The 21,282-nt window shown below is 49.9% G+C and carries 21 protein-coding genes; 8 read left to right on the forward strand and 13 right to left on the reverse strand.

Features of this window, described 5'->3' with window-relative positions; all coding sequences use genetic code 11:
* Positions 1-1,449: a TrkH family potassium uptake protein gene (locus ACI0FJ_RS03310; RefSeq protein ID WP_424298955.1), complete on the forward strand. Its 1,449-nt coding sequence runs from the start codon at positions 1-3 to the stop codon at positions 1,447-1,449.
* Between the two features lie 69 nt (positions 1,450-1,518).
* Here the strand turns inward: ACI0FJ_RS03310 and ACI0FJ_RS03315 are convergent, their stop codons facing one another.
* The 8 genes from ACI0FJ_RS03315 to ACI0FJ_RS03350 form a co-directional block, all read right to left on the reverse strand.
* Positions 1,519-2,316: a tetratricopeptide repeat protein gene (locus ACI0FJ_RS03315; RefSeq protein ID WP_424298958.1), complete on the reverse strand. Its 798-nt coding sequence runs from the start codon at positions 2,314-2,316 to the stop codon at positions 1,519-1,521.
* A gap of 172 nt (positions 2,317-2,488) precedes the next feature.
* A complete protein-coding gene (purU, locus tag ACI0FJ_RS03320; protein WP_424298961.1) occupies positions 2,489-3,346 on the reverse strand; it encodes a formyltetrahydrofolate deformylase in 858 nt (285 codons plus the stop codon).
* Positions 3,347-3,429: 83 nt separating this feature from the next.
* Positions 3,430-4,101 (reverse strand): adenylate kinase, encoded by a 672-nt coding sequence (locus ACI0FJ_RS03325; protein WP_424298964.1) that lies wholly within the window; start codon positions 4,099-4,101, stop codon positions 3,430-3,432.
* 131 nt (positions 4,102-4,232) lie between these two features.
* Positions 4,233-5,273 carry a tRNA lysidine(34) synthetase TilS gene (tilS, locus tag ACI0FJ_RS03330; protein ID WP_424298967.1) on the reverse strand — a complete coding sequence of 347 codons (1,041 nt, stop codon included), beginning with the start codon at positions 5,271-5,273 and terminating at the stop codon, positions 4,233-4,235.
* Between the two features lie 173 nt (positions 5,274-5,446).
* Complete coding sequence (locus ACI0FJ_RS03335) at positions 5,447-5,782, reverse strand: hypothetical protein (protein WP_424298970.1); 336 nt, start codon at positions 5,780-5,782, stop codon at positions 5,447-5,449.
* Positions 5,783-5,793: 11 nt separating this feature from the next.
* On the reverse strand, positions 5,794-7,137 hold the full coding sequence (hemA, locus tag ACI0FJ_RS03340) for a glutamyl-tRNA reductase (RefSeq protein ID WP_424298973.1): 1,344 nt from the start codon (positions 7,135-7,137) through the stop codon (positions 5,794-5,796).
* A gap of 12 nt (positions 7,138-7,149) precedes the next feature.
* On the reverse strand, positions 7,150-7,989 hold the full coding sequence (locus ACI0FJ_RS03345; protein WP_424298976.1) for a cytochrome C assembly family protein: 840 nt from the start codon (positions 7,987-7,989) through the stop codon (positions 7,150-7,152).
* On the reverse strand, positions 7,976-8,653 hold the full coding sequence (locus ACI0FJ_RS03350) for a precorrin-2 dehydrogenase/sirohydrochlorin ferrochelatase family protein (RefSeq protein WP_424298979.1): 678 nt from the start codon (positions 8,651-8,653) through the stop codon (positions 7,976-7,978). Before ACI0FJ_RS03350 ends, ACI0FJ_RS03345 begins: the two co-directional genes overlap by 14 nt.
* Positions 8,654-8,772: 119 nt before the next feature.
* On the opposite strand from ACI0FJ_RS03350, the gene ACI0FJ_RS03355 reads away from it, so the two are divergent.
* Together ACI0FJ_RS03355 and ACI0FJ_RS03360 are read left to right on the forward strand one after the other, a co-directional pair.
* The gene (locus tag ACI0FJ_RS03355) at positions 8,773-10,038 is read left to right on the forward strand and encodes a glycosyltransferase family 9 protein (protein WP_424298982.1); all 1,266 of its coding nucleotides are present in this window, start codon (positions 8,773-8,775) and stop codon (positions 10,036-10,038) included.
* Positions 10,031-11,302, forward strand: a complete 1,272-nt coding sequence (locus ACI0FJ_RS03360; RefSeq protein ID WP_424298985.1) for a CgeB family protein — start codon at positions 10,031-10,033, stop codon at positions 11,300-11,302. Before ACI0FJ_RS03355 ends, ACI0FJ_RS03360 begins: the two co-directional genes overlap by 8 nt.
* Positions 11,303-11,440: 138 nt before the next feature.
* Here ACI0FJ_RS03360 and ACI0FJ_RS03365 read toward each other — a convergent pair whose 3' ends face one another.
* The 4 genes from ACI0FJ_RS03365 to ACI0FJ_RS03380 form a co-directional block, all read right to left on the reverse strand.
* Positions 11,441-12,703: a replication-associated recombination protein A gene (locus ACI0FJ_RS03365; RefSeq protein ID WP_424298988.1), complete on the reverse strand. Its 1,263-nt coding sequence runs from the start codon at positions 12,701-12,703 to the stop codon at positions 11,441-11,443.
* A 24-nt stretch (positions 12,704-12,727) separates the two neighbouring features.
* Positions 12,728-13,477, reverse strand: coding sequence for a 16S rRNA (uracil(1498)-N(3))-methyltransferase (locus tag ACI0FJ_RS03370; protein ID WP_424298991.1), 750 nt, complete (start codon positions 13,475-13,477; stop codon positions 12,728-12,730).
* A 5-nt stretch (positions 13,478-13,482) separates the two neighbouring features.
* Positions 13,483-14,568: a glycine cleavage system aminomethyltransferase GcvT gene (gcvT, locus tag ACI0FJ_RS03375; RefSeq protein WP_424298994.1), complete on the reverse strand. Its 1,086-nt coding sequence runs from the start codon at positions 14,566-14,568 to the stop codon at positions 13,483-13,485.
* A 150-nt stretch (positions 14,569-14,718) separates the two neighbouring features.
* Positions 14,719-16,449: a hypothetical protein gene (locus ACI0FJ_RS03380; RefSeq protein ID WP_424298996.1), complete on the reverse strand. Its 1,731-nt coding sequence runs from the start codon at positions 16,447-16,449 to the stop codon at positions 14,719-14,721.
* Positions 16,450-16,890: 441 nt separating this feature from the next.
* Between ACI0FJ_RS03380 and ACI0FJ_RS03385 the strand changes: the two genes are divergently transcribed.
* From ACI0FJ_RS03385 to ACI0FJ_RS03400, 4 genes are all read left to right on the forward strand, one after another.
* Complete coding sequence (locus tag ACI0FJ_RS03385; protein WP_424298999.1) at positions 16,891-17,103, forward strand: DUF6485 family protein; 213 nt, start codon at positions 16,891-16,893, stop codon at positions 17,101-17,103.
* Between the two features lie 7 nt (positions 17,104-17,110).
* Positions 17,111-18,082 (forward strand): GAF domain-containing protein, encoded by a 972-nt coding sequence (locus ACI0FJ_RS03390; RefSeq protein ID WP_424299002.1) that lies wholly within the window; start codon positions 17,111-17,113, stop codon positions 18,080-18,082.
* A gap of 135 nt (positions 18,083-18,217) precedes the next feature.
* The gene (locus ACI0FJ_RS03395; RefSeq protein WP_424299005.1) at positions 18,218-19,243 is read left to right on the forward strand and encodes a rod shape-determining protein; all 1,026 of its coding nucleotides are present in this window, start codon (positions 18,218-18,220) and stop codon (positions 19,241-19,243) included.
* A gap of 77 nt (positions 19,244-19,320) precedes the next feature.
* The gene (locus tag ACI0FJ_RS03400; protein WP_424299008.1) at positions 19,321-20,118 is read left to right on the forward strand and encodes an inositol monophosphatase family protein; all 798 of its coding nucleotides are present in this window, start codon (positions 19,321-19,323) and stop codon (positions 20,116-20,118) included.
* Positions 20,119-20,138: 20 nt separating this feature from the next.
* Here ACI0FJ_RS03400 and ACI0FJ_RS03405 read toward each other — a convergent pair whose 3' ends face one another.
* Positions 20,139-20,732, reverse strand: a complete 594-nt coding sequence (locus ACI0FJ_RS03405; RefSeq protein WP_424299011.1) for an NUDIX domain-containing protein — start codon at positions 20,730-20,732, stop codon at positions 20,139-20,141.
* A gap of 50 nt (positions 20,733-20,782) precedes the next feature.
* On the opposite strand from ACI0FJ_RS03405, the gene rimI reads away from it, so the two are divergent.
* Complete coding sequence (gene rimI / locus ACI0FJ_RS03410; protein ID WP_424299014.1) at positions 20,783-21,259, forward strand: ribosomal protein S18-alanine N-acetyltransferase; 477 nt, start codon at positions 20,783-20,785, stop codon at positions 21,257-21,259.
* The last annotated feature ends 23 nt before the right edge of the window (positions 21,260-21,282 follow it).

Raw genomic sequence — 21,282 nt, forward strand, 5'->3', positions numbered from 1 at the left:
ATGCGTTGGCGTTATATCGCCCACATTATCGGAGCCCTGACTTTTTGCGTCGGGCTATGCATGATTTTCCCGATCTTGTTTTCCATGTACTACCGGGAAGGGGGACTGGGGCCCATGGTAGAGTCCATGGGCATCACCCTTGGGGCCGGATTCTGCCTTTTCTTTGGGTTCCGTAATGTTAACAAGTCCCTGCCCATGAATCATCGGGAAGGAATGGCCATTACAGCTTTGGGGTGGGCAGCTGCAGGTATTTTCGGAGCCTTGCCGTTCTACCTCAGTGGGCAGTTTGGCGGAATCTCCAACTGTGTTTTTGAATCTTTTTCGGGATTCACAACAACTGGATCTTCTATCCTGACCGACATAGAGAGTGTGTCCAAAGGACTCCTGTTCTGGCGTAGCCTGACCCACTGGCTTGGCGGAATGGGGATAATCGTTCTTTCACTGGCCATTCTTCCTTTTCTCGGCGTTGGTGGAATGCAGCTTTACAAGGCGGAAGTTCCCGGTCCTGTTCCGGATAAGCTCAAACCCCGCATCAAGGATACCGCCATGGTGTTGTGGAAGGTCTATGTCCTTATCTCCGGAGTGCTTACCATATTGTTGATGCTCGGGGGCATGGATTTATTCGATGCCCTTTGTCACACCTTTGGGACCATGGCTACTGGGGGATTTTCCACAAAAAACGTGTCCATAGCTCATTACGGCCCTTACATTCAGTATGTAATTACAATTTTCATGCTGGTGGCAGGGATCAACTTTTCTTTGCACTTCCGGCTGCTGCAGGGGAAACCACTGGCTCTCTGGCGTGATCCGGAGTGTAGAACTTTTCTTATTTTTTTTGGTGTGGTAACCCTGATCATTATGATCTGCATTCTCGGTACACACTTGGAAAATTTTCCTTCCGCCTTTCGCCTCGCCTCGTTTCAGGTCGCCTCAATTCTCACTACAACAGGCTATGCTACTGCGGATTATGAAGTGTGGCCGCCGTTAACCCAATGCCTGCTGTTGTTCTGCATGTTTGTAGGCGGCTGTGCCGGGTCGACTGGCGGCGGCATGAAGGTCATGCGCCTGATGCTGTTGGCAAAGTCCTCATACAATGAACTCTTGCGGCTTATTCATCCACGCGCTGTTTTTCATGTAAAGTTTGGAAAGAGGGTGGTCCCAGGCGACGTGCTTTCCGGAGTCTGGGGGTTCTTTGCTCTCTGGCTCGGACTGTTTTTTCTTGGAGTTTTCGCGGTAAGCGCCACAGGCGTTGACGTCCTTACGTCGTTCGGTGCCGCCCTGGCCTGCATAGGAAATATAGGCCCTGGGGTGGGGCTTGTCGGTCCTACGGAAAACTACGCTTTTATGCCAGAGTTTGCCAAATGGGTATTGGTGGTGCTCATGGTTTTGGGACGGCTTGAAATCTACACAATCATGGTACTTTTTGTTCCTGAGTTTTGGCGCAAATAGTTTTTTGCATAAAAAAACGCCGACAGCATTACGCTGTCGGCGTCAGAGGACTCTCTCATCTAATAAAATTTAGGCCTTTCCTGCCAGACGCTCACGCAACTTTTTGGCTTTGTAATTATGCTCATCCAAGGCAAGGCTCTCTGTAACAGATTGAAGAGCTTCCTTGGTATTTCCCTGGGCTTGCTCCAGCAAGGCTATCTGCAAATAAAAATCGGCTCGTTTTCCCAAGTGTTTCATTCCACGTTTGAGGGCACGAATACCACTCTTGGGATTGTCGGCCTTTTGATAGGCTTCAGCAACCTTCAAATAGGATTGAGCATCATCCGGGTATTCCTCCATAGCCTGGATAAAATACTTAACCGCCAAACGTTCCTGTCCCGCTTCGATCAAACTTGTACCAATCATGCTAAAGAGGGCTTTTTCATCCACATAAAGTTCAATCGCTTCGTTGAACGCCTTTTCGGCTTCGCTTATTTTTCCATTCTGCAGACAAGTTTGACCATGCAACATGAGCTTGTCGATGGAAATTTTACGTTCCATGGCCTTTTCATGGTCTTCTTTCAGCGCAACCGCATGCATGACTTTGATGGTTTTTGCCAGACATACCAGAACATTTCTTTCCTGACCGGGACTGAAAACAAGGGGGGCAGGGCAGTATTTTTTTACTTCCTCAATTCGTCCAAGGAGCTGGGTCATCTCTCGGAGACCGTTTAAGACAACAAGCTTATCCTGTCCGGAAAGTTTAACACTTAATTCCAACTTGAGTGCTTCCGCCAAGGACACCAGCGAGCGCAATATTTCATTACGATTGTAATAGGCCTTCGATCGAGCCAGATGGGTTTTGATTTTCTGAATACTTTTGTTCATAGCGACTGCAATGCCTTGAATAACTCGAGATTGGAGAGCATGAGGAGAAGCGATGCGCCAATGCCGTCAACACGGCGTTATTTTTGTCTATTTACAAATATAACGCCGTGTTTTTCTTAGTATAAGATAAACGGGATGAAACATCTACTTTCAAGGCTAACATTTGCCATATTTAAAATACGACAGTCTTATTGTCATGCAGAAGAACACGATCCTGACAATGCCAGGTGACAGCCCTGGCAAGCACTCTACGCTCGATATCCCGCCCCAACTCCCTTAACTGGGCAATGTCCTGACGGTGGCTGACCCGCGATACGTCCTGTTCAATAATTGGACCGCCATCCAGTTCTTCCGTTACATAGTGGGCGGTAGCACCAATGATTTTAACGCCTCGCTCTCTGGCCTGACGGTATGGGTCGGCTCCTACGAAGGCCGGAAGAAATGAATGGTGGATATTTATGACGGGCTTGCCGTATCTGCCAAGGAAATCAGCAGATAGAATCTGCATGTAGCGGGCAAGCACCACAAAGTCCGTATCCTTGATAATATCAAGGATAGCATCTTCGGCTTCGGCTTTATTCTCCTTGGAGAGCGGAACATAATGGTAGGGTACCCCAAAATGTTCCACAGCCTCTTTCAGCACCGGGTGGTTGCTGACCACGGCGGCTACGTCCATAGGAAGCTCATCGCGGGTCCAACGCCAGAGCAGTTCCATAAGACAATGGTCATGGCCGGAAACAAACAATGCGGCACGCTTGGGAGGTGTAGCGTAGCTCATGGTCCAGTCCATGTCGAAACGCTGAGCCACAACCTTGCCAAAGGCATCTTCCAGGGCGTCCTTGGTAATAATCAGATGCGGGGTCTGAAACTCCAGACGCATAAAAAACATGCCGCCGAAAGGATCGGTGGTGTGCTGATCCAGGGCGGTAATGTTGGCACCGTGATGATGGAGAAAGCTGGTCACGGCTGCCACGATTCCGGCTTCATCGCGACATTTGATGAGCAGACGTGCTGTCGTCTCAAGGTCCATTTTGGGCATCCTCATGTAAATTGCAAAGTACAAAAAAAAGGGGGAGCATGAGCTCCCCCGGGTCGGCATATTCAGTCTTTAAGCTAGTCGAGCTGGGCGAGCAGAGTCTCTTTGATGGAATCGATGGTACCTTCGCCTTCCAGTTCGATATACGTGAAACCGCCATCGCCAGCCATGTTCTTATAGAAGTAGGCTGCGGCCAGGGTACCGGTGTCTGTGTCGTAGTAGATGTTGTGACGTTTGTCGATTGCATCCTCGTCCTGGTCGTCGGAACGAGCGGAAAGTGCACCGCCACAAACACGACAGCTATCGCCGTTGGGCTTGATGGCATCGATGAAGATGTTGTTAGGATGGTTGGGGTCGTTGGCGCAGAGGCGGCGGCCCATGATACGGTTTTTAGCAACTTCACGAGGCAGAAGGATTTCGATCACGTAGTCGAGTTTTACGCCGTCGGCCTTAAGGGCTTCCCAAAGTTTTTCAGCCTGTACAATGCTGCGCGGAAAACCGTCGAGCAACCATCCGTTGGGGCTGGCACCCTGAAGTACATCCAGAACCATGGGGATGGTGATGTCGTCGGGAACCAGTTCGCCACGATCGATGTATTCTTTGGCTTTGAGGCCAAGCTCGGTTCCACCGCCGATGTGCTTACGGAAGATGGCGCCGGATTCGATGTGATCCAGATCGTATTTTTTCTTTACCAGAGCGCCCTGAGTACCTTTTCCGCTTCCATTGGGTCCGAAAATCAAAATGTTCACGTGCCTACCTCCTGCGTGTAAAATTTCACACGCTATTACTCCGCGGCGCAACGCCTGTCAATGTGCATGCGCAAAGCAGATTGCCGGATGAATCAACGTCTGCCCCGCCAGTCGGGGCAAACTGTTTCGCTTCAGACCATTGTCCATTTGTCCGAAATTGCGAAAAATCTCACAAAGTTTCGTTCCACCCGGGCGTTCACACCCCCGGGAAATTGGATGACCTTGCCGTGCCTTGCGGCACAAAATGTCTTTTCCAGCTGAAAAATATTGTCGGCCAAAGCCTGCCCCCGCCCCATGCGCTCAATCGCCAACTTGAAACTACGTAAACGAATGGCAGTATCGCACTGTGACAACTTCAAAGCAGAAAGCACAATCTCACCGTTCTCGTCTGGTTGGTCTGGAACAATTTCGTTCATTTCTCTACCGAAATGAGCGGCGTCGGCACTGGCAATATGCCGCAAAGTTTCCAGCCCGGTAGCAAACGCCGGATTTTCCCGGACAATTAAAGGCATCAACGTATGCCTGACCCGGTTACGAAAATACCCCATGTCCGTGTTGCTGCTGTCTTCCCGCCAAGTTTGTCCCAGGGCTCGCAGGAAATCCAGCAGTTTTGCCTTGGGGGTTCCCAACAGAGGACGTAAAAGACGACGCTTAACATCTATGCCCGGCATTCCGGCCAACTCCGGCCAGCCGCTTCCTCGAATCAGACGCATTACAACGTCTTCAGCCAAATCGTCGGCATGATGTGCCAACATCAGCCAATCTGCATCAACCGCTTGCATGCAAGCGGAGTAGAACGAATAACGGCAGTTTCGAGCCGTTTCTTCCATGCCTTGCCCCTGCGCTTTTGCCATGCTGCCCACATCTTTCCGAATGGAATGCAGCCTGACATGCAAACGCTCGCAGAGTTCGCGACAAAAATCCGCATCCTCTGCGGATTCTTCCCTTAAACCATGGTCCAAATGAGCTGCTTCCAAGTGCAGATTCAAACCAGGGGCCAAAAAACATAAAATTCGTAACAGGGCCGTTGAATCGGCTCCTCCGGAAAGCCCCACCAGCAATCGTGAACCTTGAATGTCAACTTCCAGATCGTCCCGGATATAACGCCTTATGCCCAAACAAAAATGAGCCAGACGGGGAGGAAGCTCCTGCAAAGTGGTGGCATCCGGCATGGCGGAATCCTATTCTCCGATCGACGATAATGCGAGTTGGGCCAGTGAACTTCGTAGCATTATAAATGCAGCAGTATGCCCGATACGTCACTTGGCGGTGTAAGCAAACTGGGACACCGTGTTTAGATCGCGGTACTCCGCAGAATACGTAGACGTATTTTATGGACATCACACTAGACCGGTATGTCCAGCTCCTTGATGAAATCATCGACAAAGGCCATCAGTTGCTCACGTACTGCTGGTTCGGCGTAAGTGATGCAAGAGCAGCGAAGCTTATTGCGAGCGCGCACAAGAAGCTCCATTTTCAGCCAGTCTTCGCCGGTTTCCAGGGCCATTATATAGGGGCCGCATTCGTTCATATGTGACTTCTGTTCATCCGTGAGACAGCTCTCGGGCACAGGGATGTAATACACGTCGTCAATGGAGCCCCGGAGCTCCTTGGCATCCAAGGCAGCCTTTATTCTCTCGATTTTCGTCTTATCCAACTCGTCGATGAGGTAATATCTCATGCGTCCGCCTTTTATTCCCCACAGTCGGGACACGTACAGTCGTTTTGGAGTCCCTTGCGGTTGCTGTGCGCATTTTCTGGGATGGTATCATCATCCAGATTGAACATTCTCCGGGCCAGATCAATGAAGCGCTCACTGGCACCTTCTTCCTGGGCCCTTCGTTTAAGGAAGATGATAGGTTCATGGTGCAACTTGCGATTGATGGAGGACACCAGTGTTTCCAGGGCATCTCGAGTTTCGTCAGAGATGTCCGGTCCAAGACGTTTGAGTGTTTTGGCTAATTCCCGGTGGGCGATATCTTCGCCACGGCACAGCATATCACGAATGGTAGGGGAGAGAGCGAGGGCATTCAACCAGTCCACGAACAGAGCGGTTTCCTCAAAAATAATTCCTTGTGCTCTCTGGGCTTCGTCCCTGCGCTGGGCCATGTTTTCTTCGACAACTTCCTTGAGGTCGTCGATGTCGTACAGGTAAACATTGTCTAGACTGTTTACGTCCGGATCAATATCGCGCGGAACCGCGATATCAATGAAAAACATGGGGCGGTTCCTTCGTTTGCGCAAGACATGCTTGATATCTTTTGCAGAAAGAATGGCACTGGTGGCCCCGGTGGAACTGATGATGATATCCGCTTTCTCCAGGGTTTCGAACATCTCCGCGAATCGAACCGCAGTGCCTTTGAATCTCTCTGCCAATTCGCAGGCTCTGGAAAACGTACGGTTGGCCACAAGGATGTGGTCAATGCCACCGTTGAGCAGGTTCTGGGCAGCCAGCTCGGCCATTTCTCCTGCGCCGATAAGCATGGCGTTCTTGCCGTTCAGCTCTCCAAAGATCGATTTGGCCAGCTCCACTGCAGCATAGCTGATGGATACGGCGCTGGAGGCAATCGCTGTTTCTGTCCGGATGCGTTTGGCCACAAAAAAAGATCTATGGAGCAAGCGGTTCAGGATAACCTTCGAGGTTCCGCATTCCACGGCACAGCGATAGGCATCCTTGAGCTGCCCTAAAATCTGCGGCTCTCCGACAACCATGGAGTCCAGGCTGGAAGCCACACAGAAAATGTGGTTGATGGCGTCCAGACCTCGATGAATATAGACATGTGGGCTCAGATCCTGCGGGGTACAGTTGCAGGCGCGAGCCCAAACGTCCAAAATTTGAAGGGATGCGTCATGTCCGGGGGCGCCCGAAGTGATTATCTCTACTCGGTTGCAAGTTGAAAGAACAAGAGCTTCGTGGATTTGGTCATCCACAATTTCGCATTCCAGTCCTTCTTTGTCGCTCAAAGCGAAGCGCTCGCGTATATCTACGCTGGCGCTTTTATGATTCAGCCCAACAAGGGTTATTTCCTGTCTCACTGCCGACTCGTCTTATGGGGTTGGAGGAAGCTGATTGAAACTATGATGGGTGGGCACCAAGAAGTTGATCCCGACCATGGAAACCAGGCTGACCAGAAAAAGCCAAACGGCGAATTTGGCCGGTTTGCGTCCCTGCCACCCCAGTGCCAACCTCTGGTGAAATAAAAATGCAAAGGCAAACCAGATAAACAGAGCCACTATTTCTTTGGGATCCCAGGAAAACACACGTCCCCAGGTTAGTCGGGCCCAGACGAATCCGGAAAGCACTCCCAATGTGTACAGAGGAAAGCCTAATTTCACGGCCAAAGCGTTAGCCTTATCAAAGGCGGAAAGGGACGGCAGATCTTGGGTCGTGCGGGTCAATTTGGCCTTTGTTTTGATACGCTTTTCCATCCACAGAAAGGTCATGCCCGCGCCGAAAGCCAGAGCCAACAAGGCCATTGCCAGAAAGAGCGACCCAATATGCAAGCCGAAAAAAAGGCCGGAAAGATGTTTGGGCATTGCCACCTTGCCGGTAAAGGCAAGGGAAGAGCAATAGAGGAAAAGGGCCAGGGGGGCAGCTGTTAACCCTAGAAACTGCATGCGCAGACGCCACCACAAGGCAAAATAGATCAGCAGCAGAGTCCAGGCGAACAGTGAGAAATAAAAATTCCCCGCCAGAAGGACTGCCGACTGGGCCGTGGCGACCAAACGAATGAGTTCCAAAGTATGCAGAGCAAAGCCGCCAACGGCGCAAATTGCCCCAAGCCTACGCAAAGATTGACGGGCACTGAGAGTACCGGCCAAAAGGAAAGCCGTCCCCCCCAGATACAGGGTGAAAATGGCTAATTTCAACAATTCATAGGCATTCATTCAGAAGCTCCGGGATGGCATCGTGCAGCTCGGAAGGCAGCACATCCTTCAGAATGGTGACTGACTTTTCACGATCTCCTTCCTCGAAAGCCTCCAAAAGCCCCGAGTGGACAAGATCGCGAAAGAGGGCGGAATTGTTTTCCGTGGGATGGCCCAATTCAAGCACCAAAGGGCGCAATCGGGACATCAGGGCAAGAAAACCGCCGTAATGTGAACCAAAATACTCGTCAAGCCCCTGGCGGATACGTTTCGCCAATGCGGGACTTGCGCCCCCTGTGGAAACTGCCAAGGTGAGGTCACCTTGCCTGAAGACCGCCGGAACGATGAAACTGCATTTTTCCGGTTGGTCCACTATATTGCACAGGATTCCGCGTTCCTTACACAAGTTGCTAATTTCCCAGTTCAACTCTTCGTTGTTCGTGGAGGCGATAACCAGCCATTTACCATCCAGGTCGTCTTCACAAAATTCCCGCACCTCGTAAGTCATCAAAGGGCTACGCAGAACTTTTTTGAACTCCTCACCGGGAGGACGGGTATCTATAACCAAAACCTCGGCAGGATTGCGTTCGAGCAAGGCTCGAATTTTTCTCCTCCCAACGGAACCGGCACCAACGACAAGACAATGCTTGTCGGTCAAATCAAGAAAAACTGGAAAGTATTGCATGGCGACCATTCATATCAGATGCGTGGTGTACAGTAAATCCGACAGGCCCAAGTAGAAAACATCTGTTCCTGGCAAAGGTATCTTGCCCGGTTACTGCCCATAGGATAATATCGTAGTCCGTGAAACACCACCTGATCATACAATTGGCTCGCTTTGGCGACTTGGTACAGACAAAACGCCTCGTCAAGTCGCTTGAAGGTCCGGGGAGCCAGGTCCACATTCTCGTAGACGCTTCCCTTGTCCGTCTAGGCAGTCTTTTGTACCCACATGCGCAAATTCACTCCCTCTACGCCCATGGGCCGGGTGTTCACGGTAACCTGGGTGCGGTACAGGTTTTCCGCTGCAACCGCAAGACAATGCAGAAATTGGCGGAGCAAAAGTTCTCCCAGGTCTTTAACCTGAACTATTCGGGAATGAATCATGCTCTTTCGCGCCTTTTTTCCCCGGAAATTGTGCGAGGACATGGTTGTCTGGGGCCACAAGCCACTAAAAGCGTCTGGACAGACCTGGGGTTTCGCTGGGCTCGTTTTCGGGCAACGCAGGGTATCAACCTGGTGGACTACTGGGCGCATCTTGCCGATGCTCCCATTGCCCCTGAGCTGGTCAATCCTGCAGCTTCAGGAAAAGGAGGGGGGATAGGGATAGTTCTTGCCGGGCGCAATTCCCGGCGTTCGCTTCCGCCATCTATCTTGGCAGGAGTCGGGGCTTCGGTCTGGAGTGCACATGGACGTGGTAAGATTATTTTACTTGGAAGCAAAAGTGAACGAGATGCTGGCCGAGCGCTTATCTCCCATTTTCCATCCGCCATCCGTGAAAAAGTGGTGAATTTGGCTGGAAAGACTGACTGGAACGGACTGTTTGATGTGATTTCCGACTTGGACACTGTAGTAACCCCGGACACGGGAACAATGCATTTAGCGGCTCATCTCGGGATTCCGGTGCAGGCCGTGTTTCTGTCCTCTGCCTGGTGTTTCGAGACCGGGCCATACGGGCTAGGGCACACGATCTGGCAATCTGTTTTCTCTTGTGCCCCTTGTGTCGAATCCCAACCTTGTCCGCATGAAGTAGCTTGCCTTGAGCCCTTCGCCTCACGCGATTTTTTGCGTGTATTGAGCAGCGGCAAGTTTGATCGGGATATCCCTGGCATAACCGGTCTGCACAGTGGTTTCGACGAACTGGGAGCAACGTACTTTCCTTTCTGCGGAAAAGATCCTTATGCGCGGGAGCGCAGTACCTTTCGTAATTTTCTTAGCATGCATTTAGGAATAGGGTGCCCGGAGGAAGCAAACATTCCCCAATCGCTTGCAGACATGATGTATTTGGAAAAAGACTGGATGACCCGCCCCTATATTGGCCCGTTGCCTCAGGAAGGAGTTCATGGCTGATTCAAATAGAATACTGCTGGTGTTGCCAATGTATGGCGGCTCATTACCTATTGGCCACTATTGTGCCGATGCCTTGCGTAGACTGGGGCACAGTGTGGAGGTTTTTGACGCGCCTGAATTTTATGCATCATACGGTAAACTGGCCGGGCTTGGGGTTGGTGTAGACCGTTTGGACTATCTGCAAAACGCTTACCTCCAATTTTTAGGGCAGGCGATACTGGCCAAGGTGGATGCCTTTCAGCCGGACCTCGTCCTTGCCATGGCGCAGGCCCCTCTTTCCAGGCAGGCCCTTAAGCGTCTACGTCGTGATGGGGTAACCACTGCAATGTGGTTTATGGAGGATCATCATGTTTTTGCATACTGGAAGGCTTTCGCCCCGTTGTATGATGTTTTCGCTATCATCCAAAAAGAACCTTTTGTTAGCCAGCTGCACGCAATTGGACAAAACAACGTTCTGTATCTTCCTTTGGCTGCCGATCCTTTTTTTCACAAGCCACTCGATTTAAGTAGTGTAGAGCACCACAAATGGGGGAGCGACGTGTCCTTTATGGGGGCTGGCTATCCCAATAGAAGAGTGGCCTTCAGACAGCTGCTGAATTTTGACCTCAAAATATGGGGAAACGAATGGGATGGTGATACCGTACTGGCATCCTACAACCAGTTTGCCGGACGGCGCGTCACCCCGGACGAATGCATTAAAATTTTCAATGCCACTCGTATCAACATCAACCTACATTCCAGCATACAGGCACAACAACTTGTTACCCATGGCGATTTCGTCAACCCACGCACTTTTGAACTGGCATCCTGCGGGGCTTTTCAATTAGTGGATGATCGGCAGTTGTTGGCCGAATCTTTTTCGGATGAAGAAGTTGCCCGTTTTCGTTCCATGGAGGAACTCAAAGAGTTGATCGTTTATTTCCTGGCACACGAAGATGAACGGCAGGAAATGGCTCAACGGGCTCGTAAACGGGTTGAGAAAGAGCACACATATGATCTGCGTATGAATCAACTTCTGGAGTTTACAGCCCAACAAATTCCAGGCTGGCCTCCATCCCAGCAATCGCTAAAAGATGACCCTCTGGCCGAATTGCCGCTTGAATTAAAAGCAGAACTCGACTCCCGTTTACGGGACTTGGGCTTAAGCCCTCATGCGGATTTTAAAGATGTGGTACGGGCAGTAAGAAACCGCCAGGGAACGCTAAGCAGCTTGGATACAGCCATTCTTTTTTTGGATGAATGGCGTAAGCAATATTTGAAATAAAGAGAAAGATTCTAGAATTTGGAGAGCAGAAGAATTCATCCAATATTTTTATTCCTTTATAATGGATCAAGTTGGATGCGGATTCTTTACCGTAAAAAAATGCCGTCCATGTTTTGCATATGAACGGCATTGAAAAATCTAGGAACGCTTTTTTCCAGGACGTGGTGGAGGAGAATCGGCCTTCATCTTCTGTATTTTATTATACCAGACTGTAATTTTCCGTTCCAACCCATTTTCCTTGGGGAAATAAAATTTTCTGTCCGCCAGTTCTTCCGGGAGATATTCCTGCTTGACCCAGCTTTCCGGGTAGTTGTGCGGATAGAGGTATCCTCTACCGTACCCCCATTCTTTTTGCAGGGCCGTAGTCGCATTTCGTAAATGCAGGGGCACAGGTCTTGGGCCATTGCGTCGAATTTCCTGTTGAATTGCATAGTACGCCGCATAGCTGCTGTTGCTTTTGGGAGCCAGGGCAAGATACACCGCGCACTCGGCCAAGGGAATAAACCCTTCGGGCATACCGACGAACTCCACTGCATGCTGCGCACTGACCGCCAGAGGGAGTGCCATAGGATCAGCAAGACCCACATCTTCGCTCGCCGACAAAATCAGTCTGCGGCTGATAAAACGAGGGTCCTCGCCCGATTCGAGCATACAAGCGAGATAGTACAACGCTGCATCCGGGTCAGAACCACGGATGGACTTGATCATGGCCGAAGCGAGTTCGTAGTGGGAATCTCCGCCTCTATCACCGCGGATAACCATATCCGGTAGGGTGGTCTTGAGATTTTCTACATTACGTTTGTCCTTGGGAATGTCCGCAACATATTCCAAAAGATTGAGCAAAGTGCGGGCATCGCCCCCAGAAAGGCCTGCCACAAAAAGCAGACTTTCGTCGGACAATTCCAGGTCAAGTTCCTTGGCGCCGCGTGCTGCGACTTTTTGCAATTCCTCAACGGAGAGCGGACGCAAACGAAGGACGTGCAGCCTGGAAAGCAACTGGCGGGTTACGGAAAAAGAAGGGTTTTCTGTGGTCGAGGCGATAAGCGTTAGCTCACCGCTTTCGAGAATGGGCAGAAAAAAGTCCTGCTGTGCCTTGGAATACCGATGCAGTTCATCCAAAACCAACAGTTTGATGCCGGAGAGCTGTTTGCGCAATGCGGCTAAGCCGGTTTCCGGAGCACTGACCCGACGGTAGGGAAGCTTGGAATGTTCAGCCAAAAGCATGGCAAGGGTTGATTTTCCGCAGCCGGGAGGTCCTACAAGCAGAAGACTGGGCAACCTCGCTGAAGAGAGCAGGGTTTCCATCCTACTACGTAAATGTCGTTGGCCCATAAAGTCATCGAGAGTCTGGGGCCTAATTCTTTCGGCCAAAGGTCGGGCCATATCCAATTCTATTTTCATATTACCTGAGAATTGCTGGTAGCATTAAGAAAATTCTGGGGTCAGCCCATAATGGCGTTGTCGCTCAATATAGACCATTCCCAATGCCAGGAGCGCAGCCGTTTCCCAGCGTAGAATACTCTGCCCCAAACCTGCGGTTTGAAATCCCGCCTGAACCAGAGCATCGACTTCCAAAGGAGAAAAGCCGCCTTCCGGGCCGATGACAAGCAACGTCTTTTGTTCTGGCGGGGGCGGGGTAAAAAGCCGGTTGGCTTCACCTTCGCCCTCGTACAGAACTATATTGTTATCATGTTCTTCCGCCAGTTCAAGCAGGCCCGGTATTCCTTGAGGGATTGTTGCCAATTTGGGCAGCCAGATATTGCCACATTGTTTGGCTGCAGCAACAAAACGCTCGCTCCATGAGTCCTTAGGCGAGGCAGGAACCTTTCCCTGACTGAACACAGCCTGCCAGAAAACTATGTCCTGTGCCTGAAGCTCAACCGCTTTTTCCAGAATCCAGGCCCGACGGCTGGTCTTATTCCAGCCTATAGCCAAAGTCAGGCGCCCATCCGGAGCCGAAGTTTGGCGGTCTTCCACAAGCTCCAAAGTCGCTTGGTGTTTGGTAGTCTCTTTAATGACAAAAAGACCGGAGCGTCCCTGCCCGTCGAAAAGACGAATTTGTGTTCCTGGCTTGCCTCGTAAGACCTTCAGCAGGTGCTTGGCTTCCGGGCCATCCAGAACAAAAGGAGGCTCCCATCGTTCCGGTTCGAGATAAAAACTATTCAGTCGGGCCATAAAGATTAGGACAGCTTCGTACGTGCAGTTCCCTTGGTGTAGAAGGGGAGTTCTGTTCGTTCGGCATCAAGTTCAACCCGGGCTCCCTTGATCTTGAAGCGGGTACGTTCGGCTTCGGCCACGTCAACATATGCCAGTGCAATACAATGCCCCAGGCTGGGAGCGATTGATCCACTGGTAATATACCCGGCTTCACGACCAGCCGTGGTCAGAACCTTGTCGTGATGACGCGCACTGCGGCGTCCTTCAATTTTCAGCGCCAGTAGCTTCTGACGAACATTACCTAATGCGTCCTTGCCGATGAACTCATTGTCTCCGCCCAGCAGAAACCCGTATCCGGCTTCCATGGGAGTATGTTCGGTGTCCAGATCTTGTCCATACAGGGGATAACCAAGCTCCAGACGAAGGGTGTCACGTGCACCAAGCCCTGCAGGTTCCACAAAATCCACGGACATAAGGCTTTCCCAAAGGGACAAGGCCTTGTCTGTGGGTAGGTAGAATTCGTACCCCAGTTCGCCGGTGTATCCGGTACGGCTGACGATCATGGGCGCATTTTCAAACTCAACTGTCTCGAAGTTGAAGTATTTGATGTGGCTGAAAGATGTTCCAAGAGCCTGTTCCAGAGCTTCCAGCGCCTTGGGGCCCTGCAGGTCTATTTTGGCAGTCTGGGCAGATCTGTTTTCAAAGGTAATACCATGAGGAAGATGGGATTGGCACCAAGCGAAATCCGATTCTTCACACGCGCCGTTAACGACCAGCATGTATTCATCTTCAGCCATACAGTAGACGATCAGATCGTCCAGTACGCCGCCTTTTTCATTAAGCATGAAGCCATAGCGGCACTTTCCCACAGCCAGGGTATCCAAGTTGTGGGATACGATCTTGCCGAGTCCTTCTTTCGCTCCAGCACCCTTGAGGAAAAATTCCCCCATATGGCAAATGTCGAACAAGGAGGCAGCTTCACGGGTATGGTTATGCTCGTTGATGATTCCGGTATATTGGACAGGCATTTCCCATCCCGCGAAATCCACCATTTTAGCCTTGAATTCCTTATGCCAACCATTAAGTGGGGTCGTTTTTAACGTGGACAAAATTATTTCCTCCTGGTGGAAGTGATTTCTAAGCTAGGTATTATGAGTGAAAAAACTTCGGAATTCAACAACTGCATTGATGAATTCTCCGCAAGACGGGACGATTGGGTGGAATTCTTCGTACCTTATCAAGAGGCGGATAAAAGTGGACTACACCGCCATGGCTGCATCCGGAGATTCCTGCCTGGACTTCCTGATGGCTTCAAATTCGTCCAACAAGGCGACGATTCGCCCGTACAATTTACGTATGCGTAACCCGTATTGGGTAAGATGATCTTCGTGCGGCTGGATGTACGTCCTTCGCAGATAGGAGTCATTAAGAATTTCTTCTCCAATAACAAGGATACTTTCAACAAGTTCATCAAAATAGTTGACGATCTCGAATTTCAAATCATTGAGCATCTCAACAGTTAGCTCAAGCTGTCCAAGATAGTTGAGGTCTTCCCCCTTGAATTGCCGCTGACGCAAATCTTCAAGAACCTTCACCTTGCGGGCCTGCTGTATATAGCTATACTTGGCCCAGACCTCTCGGTAAAGCTCGTGAATGCTATTAAACTCATCAATATTCTCAGGGCTCAACAGATAACTGTCCAACACCTTGATGACTTTTGCAAAAAATTCGTCGGAATATCCGATAATCCGGCGTTGATGTTTGGACAGCCATGCATAAAGAAATTTCAGACGATCCTCATGCCGCTCCGTATTTTCAATCACTTCGTTGCGTTTGTAGACAATGGCTCCTGAATATTCTCCCCGCACAATGTCAGTCAAACGAAGCACCATGTTATAGGTGTCTTTTATAATGTTAATGTCTTTACGGGCGTGTCCTGTAATCGGATGGATAATTTCCTGGCTTTCCACTGAAAGGGCACGGGCTTGGCGTACGTTTCCCGGATTGAATTTATGCTGTTTGTAGATGACCCGAAGAATGATCACTCTTTTCTTGGAGTCGACGAAATATCCACCTTTACGCAGCTTGCGAATTGCATCCACTTGGTCCGATTCAACCTGAACCAGTGCAATTTTTTCTATTTTGGGATAGCGTTTGTTTTCCGGAGTTGCGTAGAGTGTGGTCAGAGTACGATCGGATTGTCCCAACACACGGACAAGAAACTGTTCTCCCATCCTGAATAAACGTCTGGAAAAAAGAGCTGCAGAAGTACGGCGTTCCGACGCAATGGGGAAGCCATATAATTCCATGAGGAATTGGTAGACGAAAAGCCTATTGCGTTCGTAACGGTAGTTATCTCCATGGGTAAATTTCCCAAGACGCAGTCCAAATCGTTTGATTTCCGAATCCAGATCGGCAGGAAGGGAGCCGAACACTCCGGAAAGGTAGAACTCTCCGTTCGGATCAGTGGAAAAAACCTGCGCCCTGTCCATATCGACAAGATACTTGAGCAGGGCAGGGTAGTTTTCGAGATAATTGACGTCTTTTGTTCCAAAATCTTCCACAAAACTATCCCGATATTTTTGCGGAAGGCGGGAACGAACCGTATCCAGGTTCTGGCGCATCACGGAATTTTCCAGCGGACAACTATGTCCTTCCGTATGATCCGGAATTTCCATGATGTTGTGCAGCCTATCGAACTGAAAAATTTCCTGAAAAGAATTTATAGGTCGGTCCAAAGCAACCAGAAGAAGACCGGGGAGGTCTTTGTATTCATACAATTCGGGCTCAAAAGATGGTAAAAGAGAACGCGAATCCACCAGAGGGTAGTCCCCAACCTCGCAATAAGGTTTGAGCAGGCAGTATTTGATGTGGACCAGGTCTAGAAAATTTTTCAGTTTGGCAAGTGTGTTGATGATGACAACATCGGAAAACTCCGTAGAGGCCCCCCAGTCAAACCCCGGAACTTTGGAAAATGCTTTTTTCCACATAGGTGGTTCGCTTCCTTGAAAATGCTGTCACATGAATTCAGTTTGCATTAGCTTTCGAAAAAAGAACCGCCTCCTTACAACGCCCCTCCCGTTTTAGGTACAAGCGGATCTTTTATTCAATTGTAAGCAAAAAAAGACGTTCTTTACACGAACGCATCATACGTGCGTCTATTGTAGGCTAATTTTTCCTTCGATTCCAGTACAAAAAAGGCATCCCGTCCAGCTGTTTCCACAGGAAGAAGGTAAGAGTCTCGGAAACTCCATCGGTCGCATTGACACCTTCGGTATCTTTTTCATAATGATCGGATGAAGCGAGGACAACTTCTTGGTTCTTCTTTGTTTCGGGGACGGCTGAACTTTTCCAACGGAAATATGTTTCCTGATCAGCTCAATGATTTTACTTCACGGTCGCCACTGAAACTGAAAGGGAGTCCCATTCTTATGAGAAAGCTCGATCAGTGTCCGCGAGCCAAAATCAATGCCCAGCTCTGCAACTGTACTTATTCCGGATGTTCCAGGCACGGTTTGTGCTGCGAGTGTCTGCACTATCACCGCCAGCGGGGAGAACTGCCCGCTTGTTATTTTTCCGAAGAAGAGGAAAAAACGTATAACCGCAGCGTAGAGTTCTTTTTGGAACAACAAAGCAAGAAATAGGAAAGGCATGCTTGCCACAACTACGGCACAACAGCTTCTCAATATCATATGCAATGTGTTTGATTCCTATTCGGCAGTCTTGTTTCTTCCCGAGGGAAAAAAGGAACAATACCATCTGACTGCTTATTTCAGTCTGGGAGATCGCATTCGAAAGGACGCGCTTATATCGCCCGGGCAGGGACTTGCAGGCTGGATCATCCGCAATCGTGAACCGCTTCTCATTAATAATTTCGACCAAAAGCGCGGCATTCTCGGGTATTACGAAGCGGGTGAGGAATCCAATATTCGTGCATTTATGGGCTGCCCTTTGGATCGAGGGTTGGGTGCTCTTTGTCTTGATAGCAAAAGAACTTACTCTTTCAGCCCCAAAGATCAAAAAATTCTCACTCAGTTCGCCCAGCTTATAGGCAATCTGAGTCAGCACGCCTGCGCCCTGGAGGCCGGAAGCGCCCAGTACAGGTATTACAGCGCCCTCAAAGTGTTGGGAGAATTACGCGCAAAGATTCAGCGCTGGGGAGACTTTCTGGAGAATCATTTGTCCATCGTGTCGCATGCTGCCGGACTTTCTCATTGCATGTTGGCGGCCCGAGACGAAACTGGCGAAAATTATTTTGTAGAAGGTAGTAACCTGCCGCTGTCTAAAGCTACGGAACAAGCGTTGTTTTCAGTCCATGCAGGAGCCGTGGGCTGGGTATTTCGAAACAACTCGCCATTGGTCGTCGGTAACAACGAGGGAAGTGCTTCTGCCGGTCCTTTGTTTGGCAAGGGAAGCGGCCTGCCCGATTTTGCTTCAGCCATATGTCTCCCTCTTGTTGTCAACAAAAAGACAAGGGGGGTTTTGGTTCTTTCCGACCTTGATCGTGTGAGTATTAATGATGAGCTGCAACATTTTGCAAATATAGTTGCCGACAACTTGGCTCTTTTTTTAGAAAATTTATATCTTAAAAATCGTTTGACCACCCGTGGCGTAGCGGAATAATATTCCCCACCGTAACGGTGTTTCTACTTTCTTTTGCGGGGGTGAAAAGATTGTGGAAATAAGGACTCCAGCCCATCAACCCGTACAGCGGACAAACATAATTTTATCCCGCTGAAAGCCACCCGAAGGAACCGCATGATATTCAAGCGATTGTTGAGCTTTCTTGGCAAGAACCTAGCCATGGACCTGGGGACGGCCAACACCCTTTTGTATACAAAAAACGATGGGATCGTACTGAACGAACCCAGTGTTGTTGCAAGGGATGCCCGTACCGGCGCCATTATTGCCGTCGGCAGGGAAGCCAAAGAGTACATGGGACGCACTCCCGACAGAATTCAGGCCATCCGCCCCATGAAGGACGGCGTCATTGCAGACTTTGAAGTCACCAAAGAAATGATCGCCTTTTTTATTCGTAAGGTTATTCAAGGGCTTAATATTATTAAACCGTCCATTGTCATCTGTGTTCCCACGGGCATAACGCAGGTGGAAAAGAGAGCGGTTATCGAATCTGCCCAACAGGCGGGGGCAAGAGAGGTTCGCCTGGTGGAAGAACCGATGGCGGCTGCCATCGGGGCAGGCCTTCCTATTGAAGAGCCGGTTGGCAACATGGTCGTGGATATCGGCGGGGGAACCACGGAAGTCGCTGTTATTTCTCTTTCCGCTGTCGCATATGCCAAATCCGTCCGTGTAGCTGGTGATGAGATGAATGAAGCCATTCAGCGATTTTTCCAAGATGAATTTCAAATGCTTATCGGGGAAAACCAGGCAGAACGAATTAAAATTGCCATTGGTTCTGCGTATCCTCTGCCACAACCTCTTAGCCTGGAAGTTGCTGGCAAGAACGTAGTAACCGGCACGCCAGACACCATTACCGTAACAGACGGGCATATTCGAGAAGCAATCAAAGAACCGGTCACCACGATTGTTCGTGCAACAAGGGCAGCCTTGGAAAACACCCCCCCTGAGCTGGTTGGGGACATCGCACGAAACGGTTTGCTCTTGGCTGGTGGTGGAGCTCTCCTTAAAGGCCTGGATAACCTTATTGCCGAAGAGACAAAGTTGAACGTTTTTCTCGATGAGGACCCTCTGACCACCGTAGTACGGGGGACGGGACGAACGATGGAAGACAGCGACCACTTCAAGAATGTCTTCATCAACTAAAACAATCCGACCAATCGGATAAATTTTTACAAGGCGGTCCATTGACCGCTTTGTTTTTTTTGGGGAGCACTTGCATAATGAATAAAGATCTAGGGCACCTGCAGCGGGAACTGAATCGTGTAATTGAACAGGCCGGACAAATGATCATTTCGGCAGCCGGTGAATCCAAAAACATCCGCAAAAAGGGCCGTATAGACCTCGTCACGGAAACAGATCTCGCAGTAGAGAATTTTCTCAAGGAAAAACTTACAGCTCTGGAACCAGCCAGCCGTTTCCTTGCCGAAGAGACTGCTTCGGATGCAGAATTGCTGGATATGACCTGGATCATTGATCCTGTGGACGGCACAACAAATTTTGCCCACAGTCTTCCGTTTGTGGCCACCTCCGTGGCTTTGTGGCTGAACGGCGAGGTCGTCATGGGGACTGTCAACACGCCGCTGTTGGGTGAACTGTTCACGGCCTGCAAGGGAGGGGGAGCGCATTGCAACGGCACTCCAATTCAGGTTTCCCCGATCGAGCGCATGGAAGACAGCCTGGCAGCAACGGGATTTCCATATGCCACGGAGCTGTACCTGAAAAAAGTGTTGATTCAGATGGAAGCGATGCTGAAGGCCACACAGGGAATCCGGCGCCCCGGCGCCGCAGCGATCGATATGGCCTATGTGGCATGCGGACGGTATGAAATGTTCTACGAATACGACTTGAAGCCTTGGGATACGGCCGCAGGCTGCTTGCTTGTCGCTGAAGCAGGCGGACAAATCAGTAGGATGGACGGAAGTCCGTATTCTTTGGGCGCTAAAGATATCCTGGCCAGTAATAGCCGGTTGCACAAACAGGCGGTAGACTTACTCCAAGGGGCTCTGACCAATATTTAAATGGGACTGAAAAGATACAATCAAAAGGAAGAGGCAGGGAAAACCACTCCCATGTCCCATAAAAGAAGCAGGGAAGGGCTGAGCATCTCCCGGTAGTGCTCTACGAGGCTGCTGATTTCCTCATGGTCGAAAAAAAATCCGTTTTTTACAACCGGATGTGAATGAATATGCTCCAGAGGAACCATACCTGTTGAAAAGACACTTATAAAAGCATTGCCCGTACTTGGCCCGGCCAGAGCCTGCCCTATGGGACGCAACCCTTGCAGCGTTATACCCAGTTCCTGTGAAAGAGCAGCCAGAGCGGTCTCTTCGGCGGATTGCTCTGCACATATAGGGGCGGATGTGGAGACATCCCACAAGGATTTTCCCCTCTTTTTCAATGCTTCTTTTTTTTGTAAGAAAATTTTGTTTTTTTCGTTGTAGACAAGAACTATAACCTGTCTATGATAAAGAGCCTGCCGCCGAACGTCTTCCAAAGGCATATACCCGACAGGTTTATCATGCTCGTCTACAACTTCGATAAGATGTTCCAAAAGTTCAGCTGCCGCTGCCTCCTGTTTATCCGAAGACGAATTGGAAGCTGGCTGATTCAATTTTTTACCGGCAATGGACATAAGGCCATGTTCCTTAATAGGGACTGATAACACATTGGAGTTTAGTACCCTTGAACAGCACGTCGGTCAAAGATGAACCGTTCAGCCCGCCATGCAAGCTGAATGAAAACGACATGCAGGATGTGGCTGACCTGGAAAAGGTCTGCTTTACTTTTCCCTGGACCGAAGAACAGCTGAGGGTAGGGGTACGTGAACAGGTTGTGCATGTGCTGGGAATATGGAAAAATAAAAGACTGATAGCTTACTGCTCATTTTATATTGCGGCGGAACAGGCAGATATCGTGAATATCGCTGTGTTGCCCGAATTTCGAAGGAAAGGGCTGGGGAATAACCTCCTCAAAGGGGTTCTTCAATATGCGGCCCGGATCGGCATAGAACGAATGTTTCTGGAAGTTCGTGAATCCAACGATGCAGCCCGAACCCTCTATCGATCCAATGGATTCACGCAAGTAGGGCTGAGAGCAAAATATTATCCGGACAATGGAGAAGATGCTCTGGTTATGGCCCTTGATCTTTCCACGCATTAAAAACGGGGTTTCCCGAAACAGGG

The organism is Desulfovibrio sp. 7SRBS1, assembly GCF_049723905.1.
GTDB lineage: Bacteria > Desulfobacterota > Desulfovibrionia > Desulfovibrionales > Desulfovibrionaceae.

Bases quoted from the DNA above. Each gene is read 5' to 3' on its own strand.
- ACI0FJ_RS03310 (WP_424298955.1), top strand. From the start codon at position 1: ATGCGTTGGCGTTATATCGCCCACATTATCGGAGCCCTGACTTTTTGC.
- ACI0FJ_RS03315 (WP_424298958.1), bottom strand. From the start codon at position 2,316: ATGAACAAAAGTATTCAGAAAATCAAAACCCATCTGGCTCGATCGAAG.
- purU (WP_424298961.1), bottom strand. From the start codon at position 3,346: ATGGACCTTGAGACGACAGCACGTCTGCTCATCAAATGTCGCGATGAA.
- tilS (WP_424298967.1), bottom strand. From the start codon at position 5,273: ATGCCGGATGCCACCACTTTGCAGGAGCTTCCTCCCCGTCTGGCTCAT.
- ACI0FJ_RS03335 (WP_424298970.1), bottom strand. From the start codon at position 5,782: ATGAGATATTACCTCATCGACGAGTTGGATAAGACGAAAATCGAGAGA.
- ACI0FJ_RS03345 (WP_424298976.1), bottom strand. From the start codon at position 7,989: ATGAATGCCTATGAATTGTTGAAATTAGCCATTTTCACCCTGTATCTG.
- ACI0FJ_RS03350 (WP_424298979.1), bottom strand. From the start codon at position 8,653: ATGCAATACTTTCCAGTTTTTCTTGATTTGACCGACAAGCATTGTCTT.
- ACI0FJ_RS03360 (WP_424298985.1), top strand. From the start codon at position 10,031: ATGGCTGATTCAAATAGAATACTGCTGGTGTTGCCAATGTATGGCGGC.
- ACI0FJ_RS03365 (WP_424298988.1), bottom strand. From the start codon at position 12,703: ATGAAAATAGAATTGGATATGGCCCGACCTTTGGCCGAAAGAATTAGG.
- ACI0FJ_RS03370 (WP_424298991.1), bottom strand. From the start codon at position 13,477: ATGGCCCGACTGAATAGTTTTTATCTCGAACCGGAACGATGGGAGCCT.
- ACI0FJ_RS03380 (WP_424298996.1), bottom strand. From the start codon at position 16,449: ATGTGGAAAAAAGCATTTTCCAAAGTTCCGGGGTTTGACTGGGGGGCC.
- ACI0FJ_RS03385 (WP_424298999.1), top strand. From the start codon at position 16,891: ATGAGAAAGCTCGATCAGTGTCCGCGAGCCAAAATCAATGCCCAGCTC.
- ACI0FJ_RS03390 (WP_424299002.1), top strand. From the start codon at position 17,111: ATGCTTGCCACAACTACGGCACAACAGCTTCTCAATATCATATGCAAT.
- ACI0FJ_RS03395 (WP_424299005.1), top strand. From the start codon at position 18,218: ATGATATTCAAGCGATTGTTGAGCTTTCTTGGCAAGAACCTAGCCATG.
- ACI0FJ_RS03400 (WP_424299008.1), top strand. From the start codon at position 19,321: ATGAATAAAGATCTAGGGCACCTGCAGCGGGAACTGAATCGTGTAATT.
- ACI0FJ_RS03405 (WP_424299011.1), bottom strand. From the start codon at position 20,732: ATGTCCATTGCCGGTAAAAAATTGAATCAGCCAGCTTCCAATTCGTCT.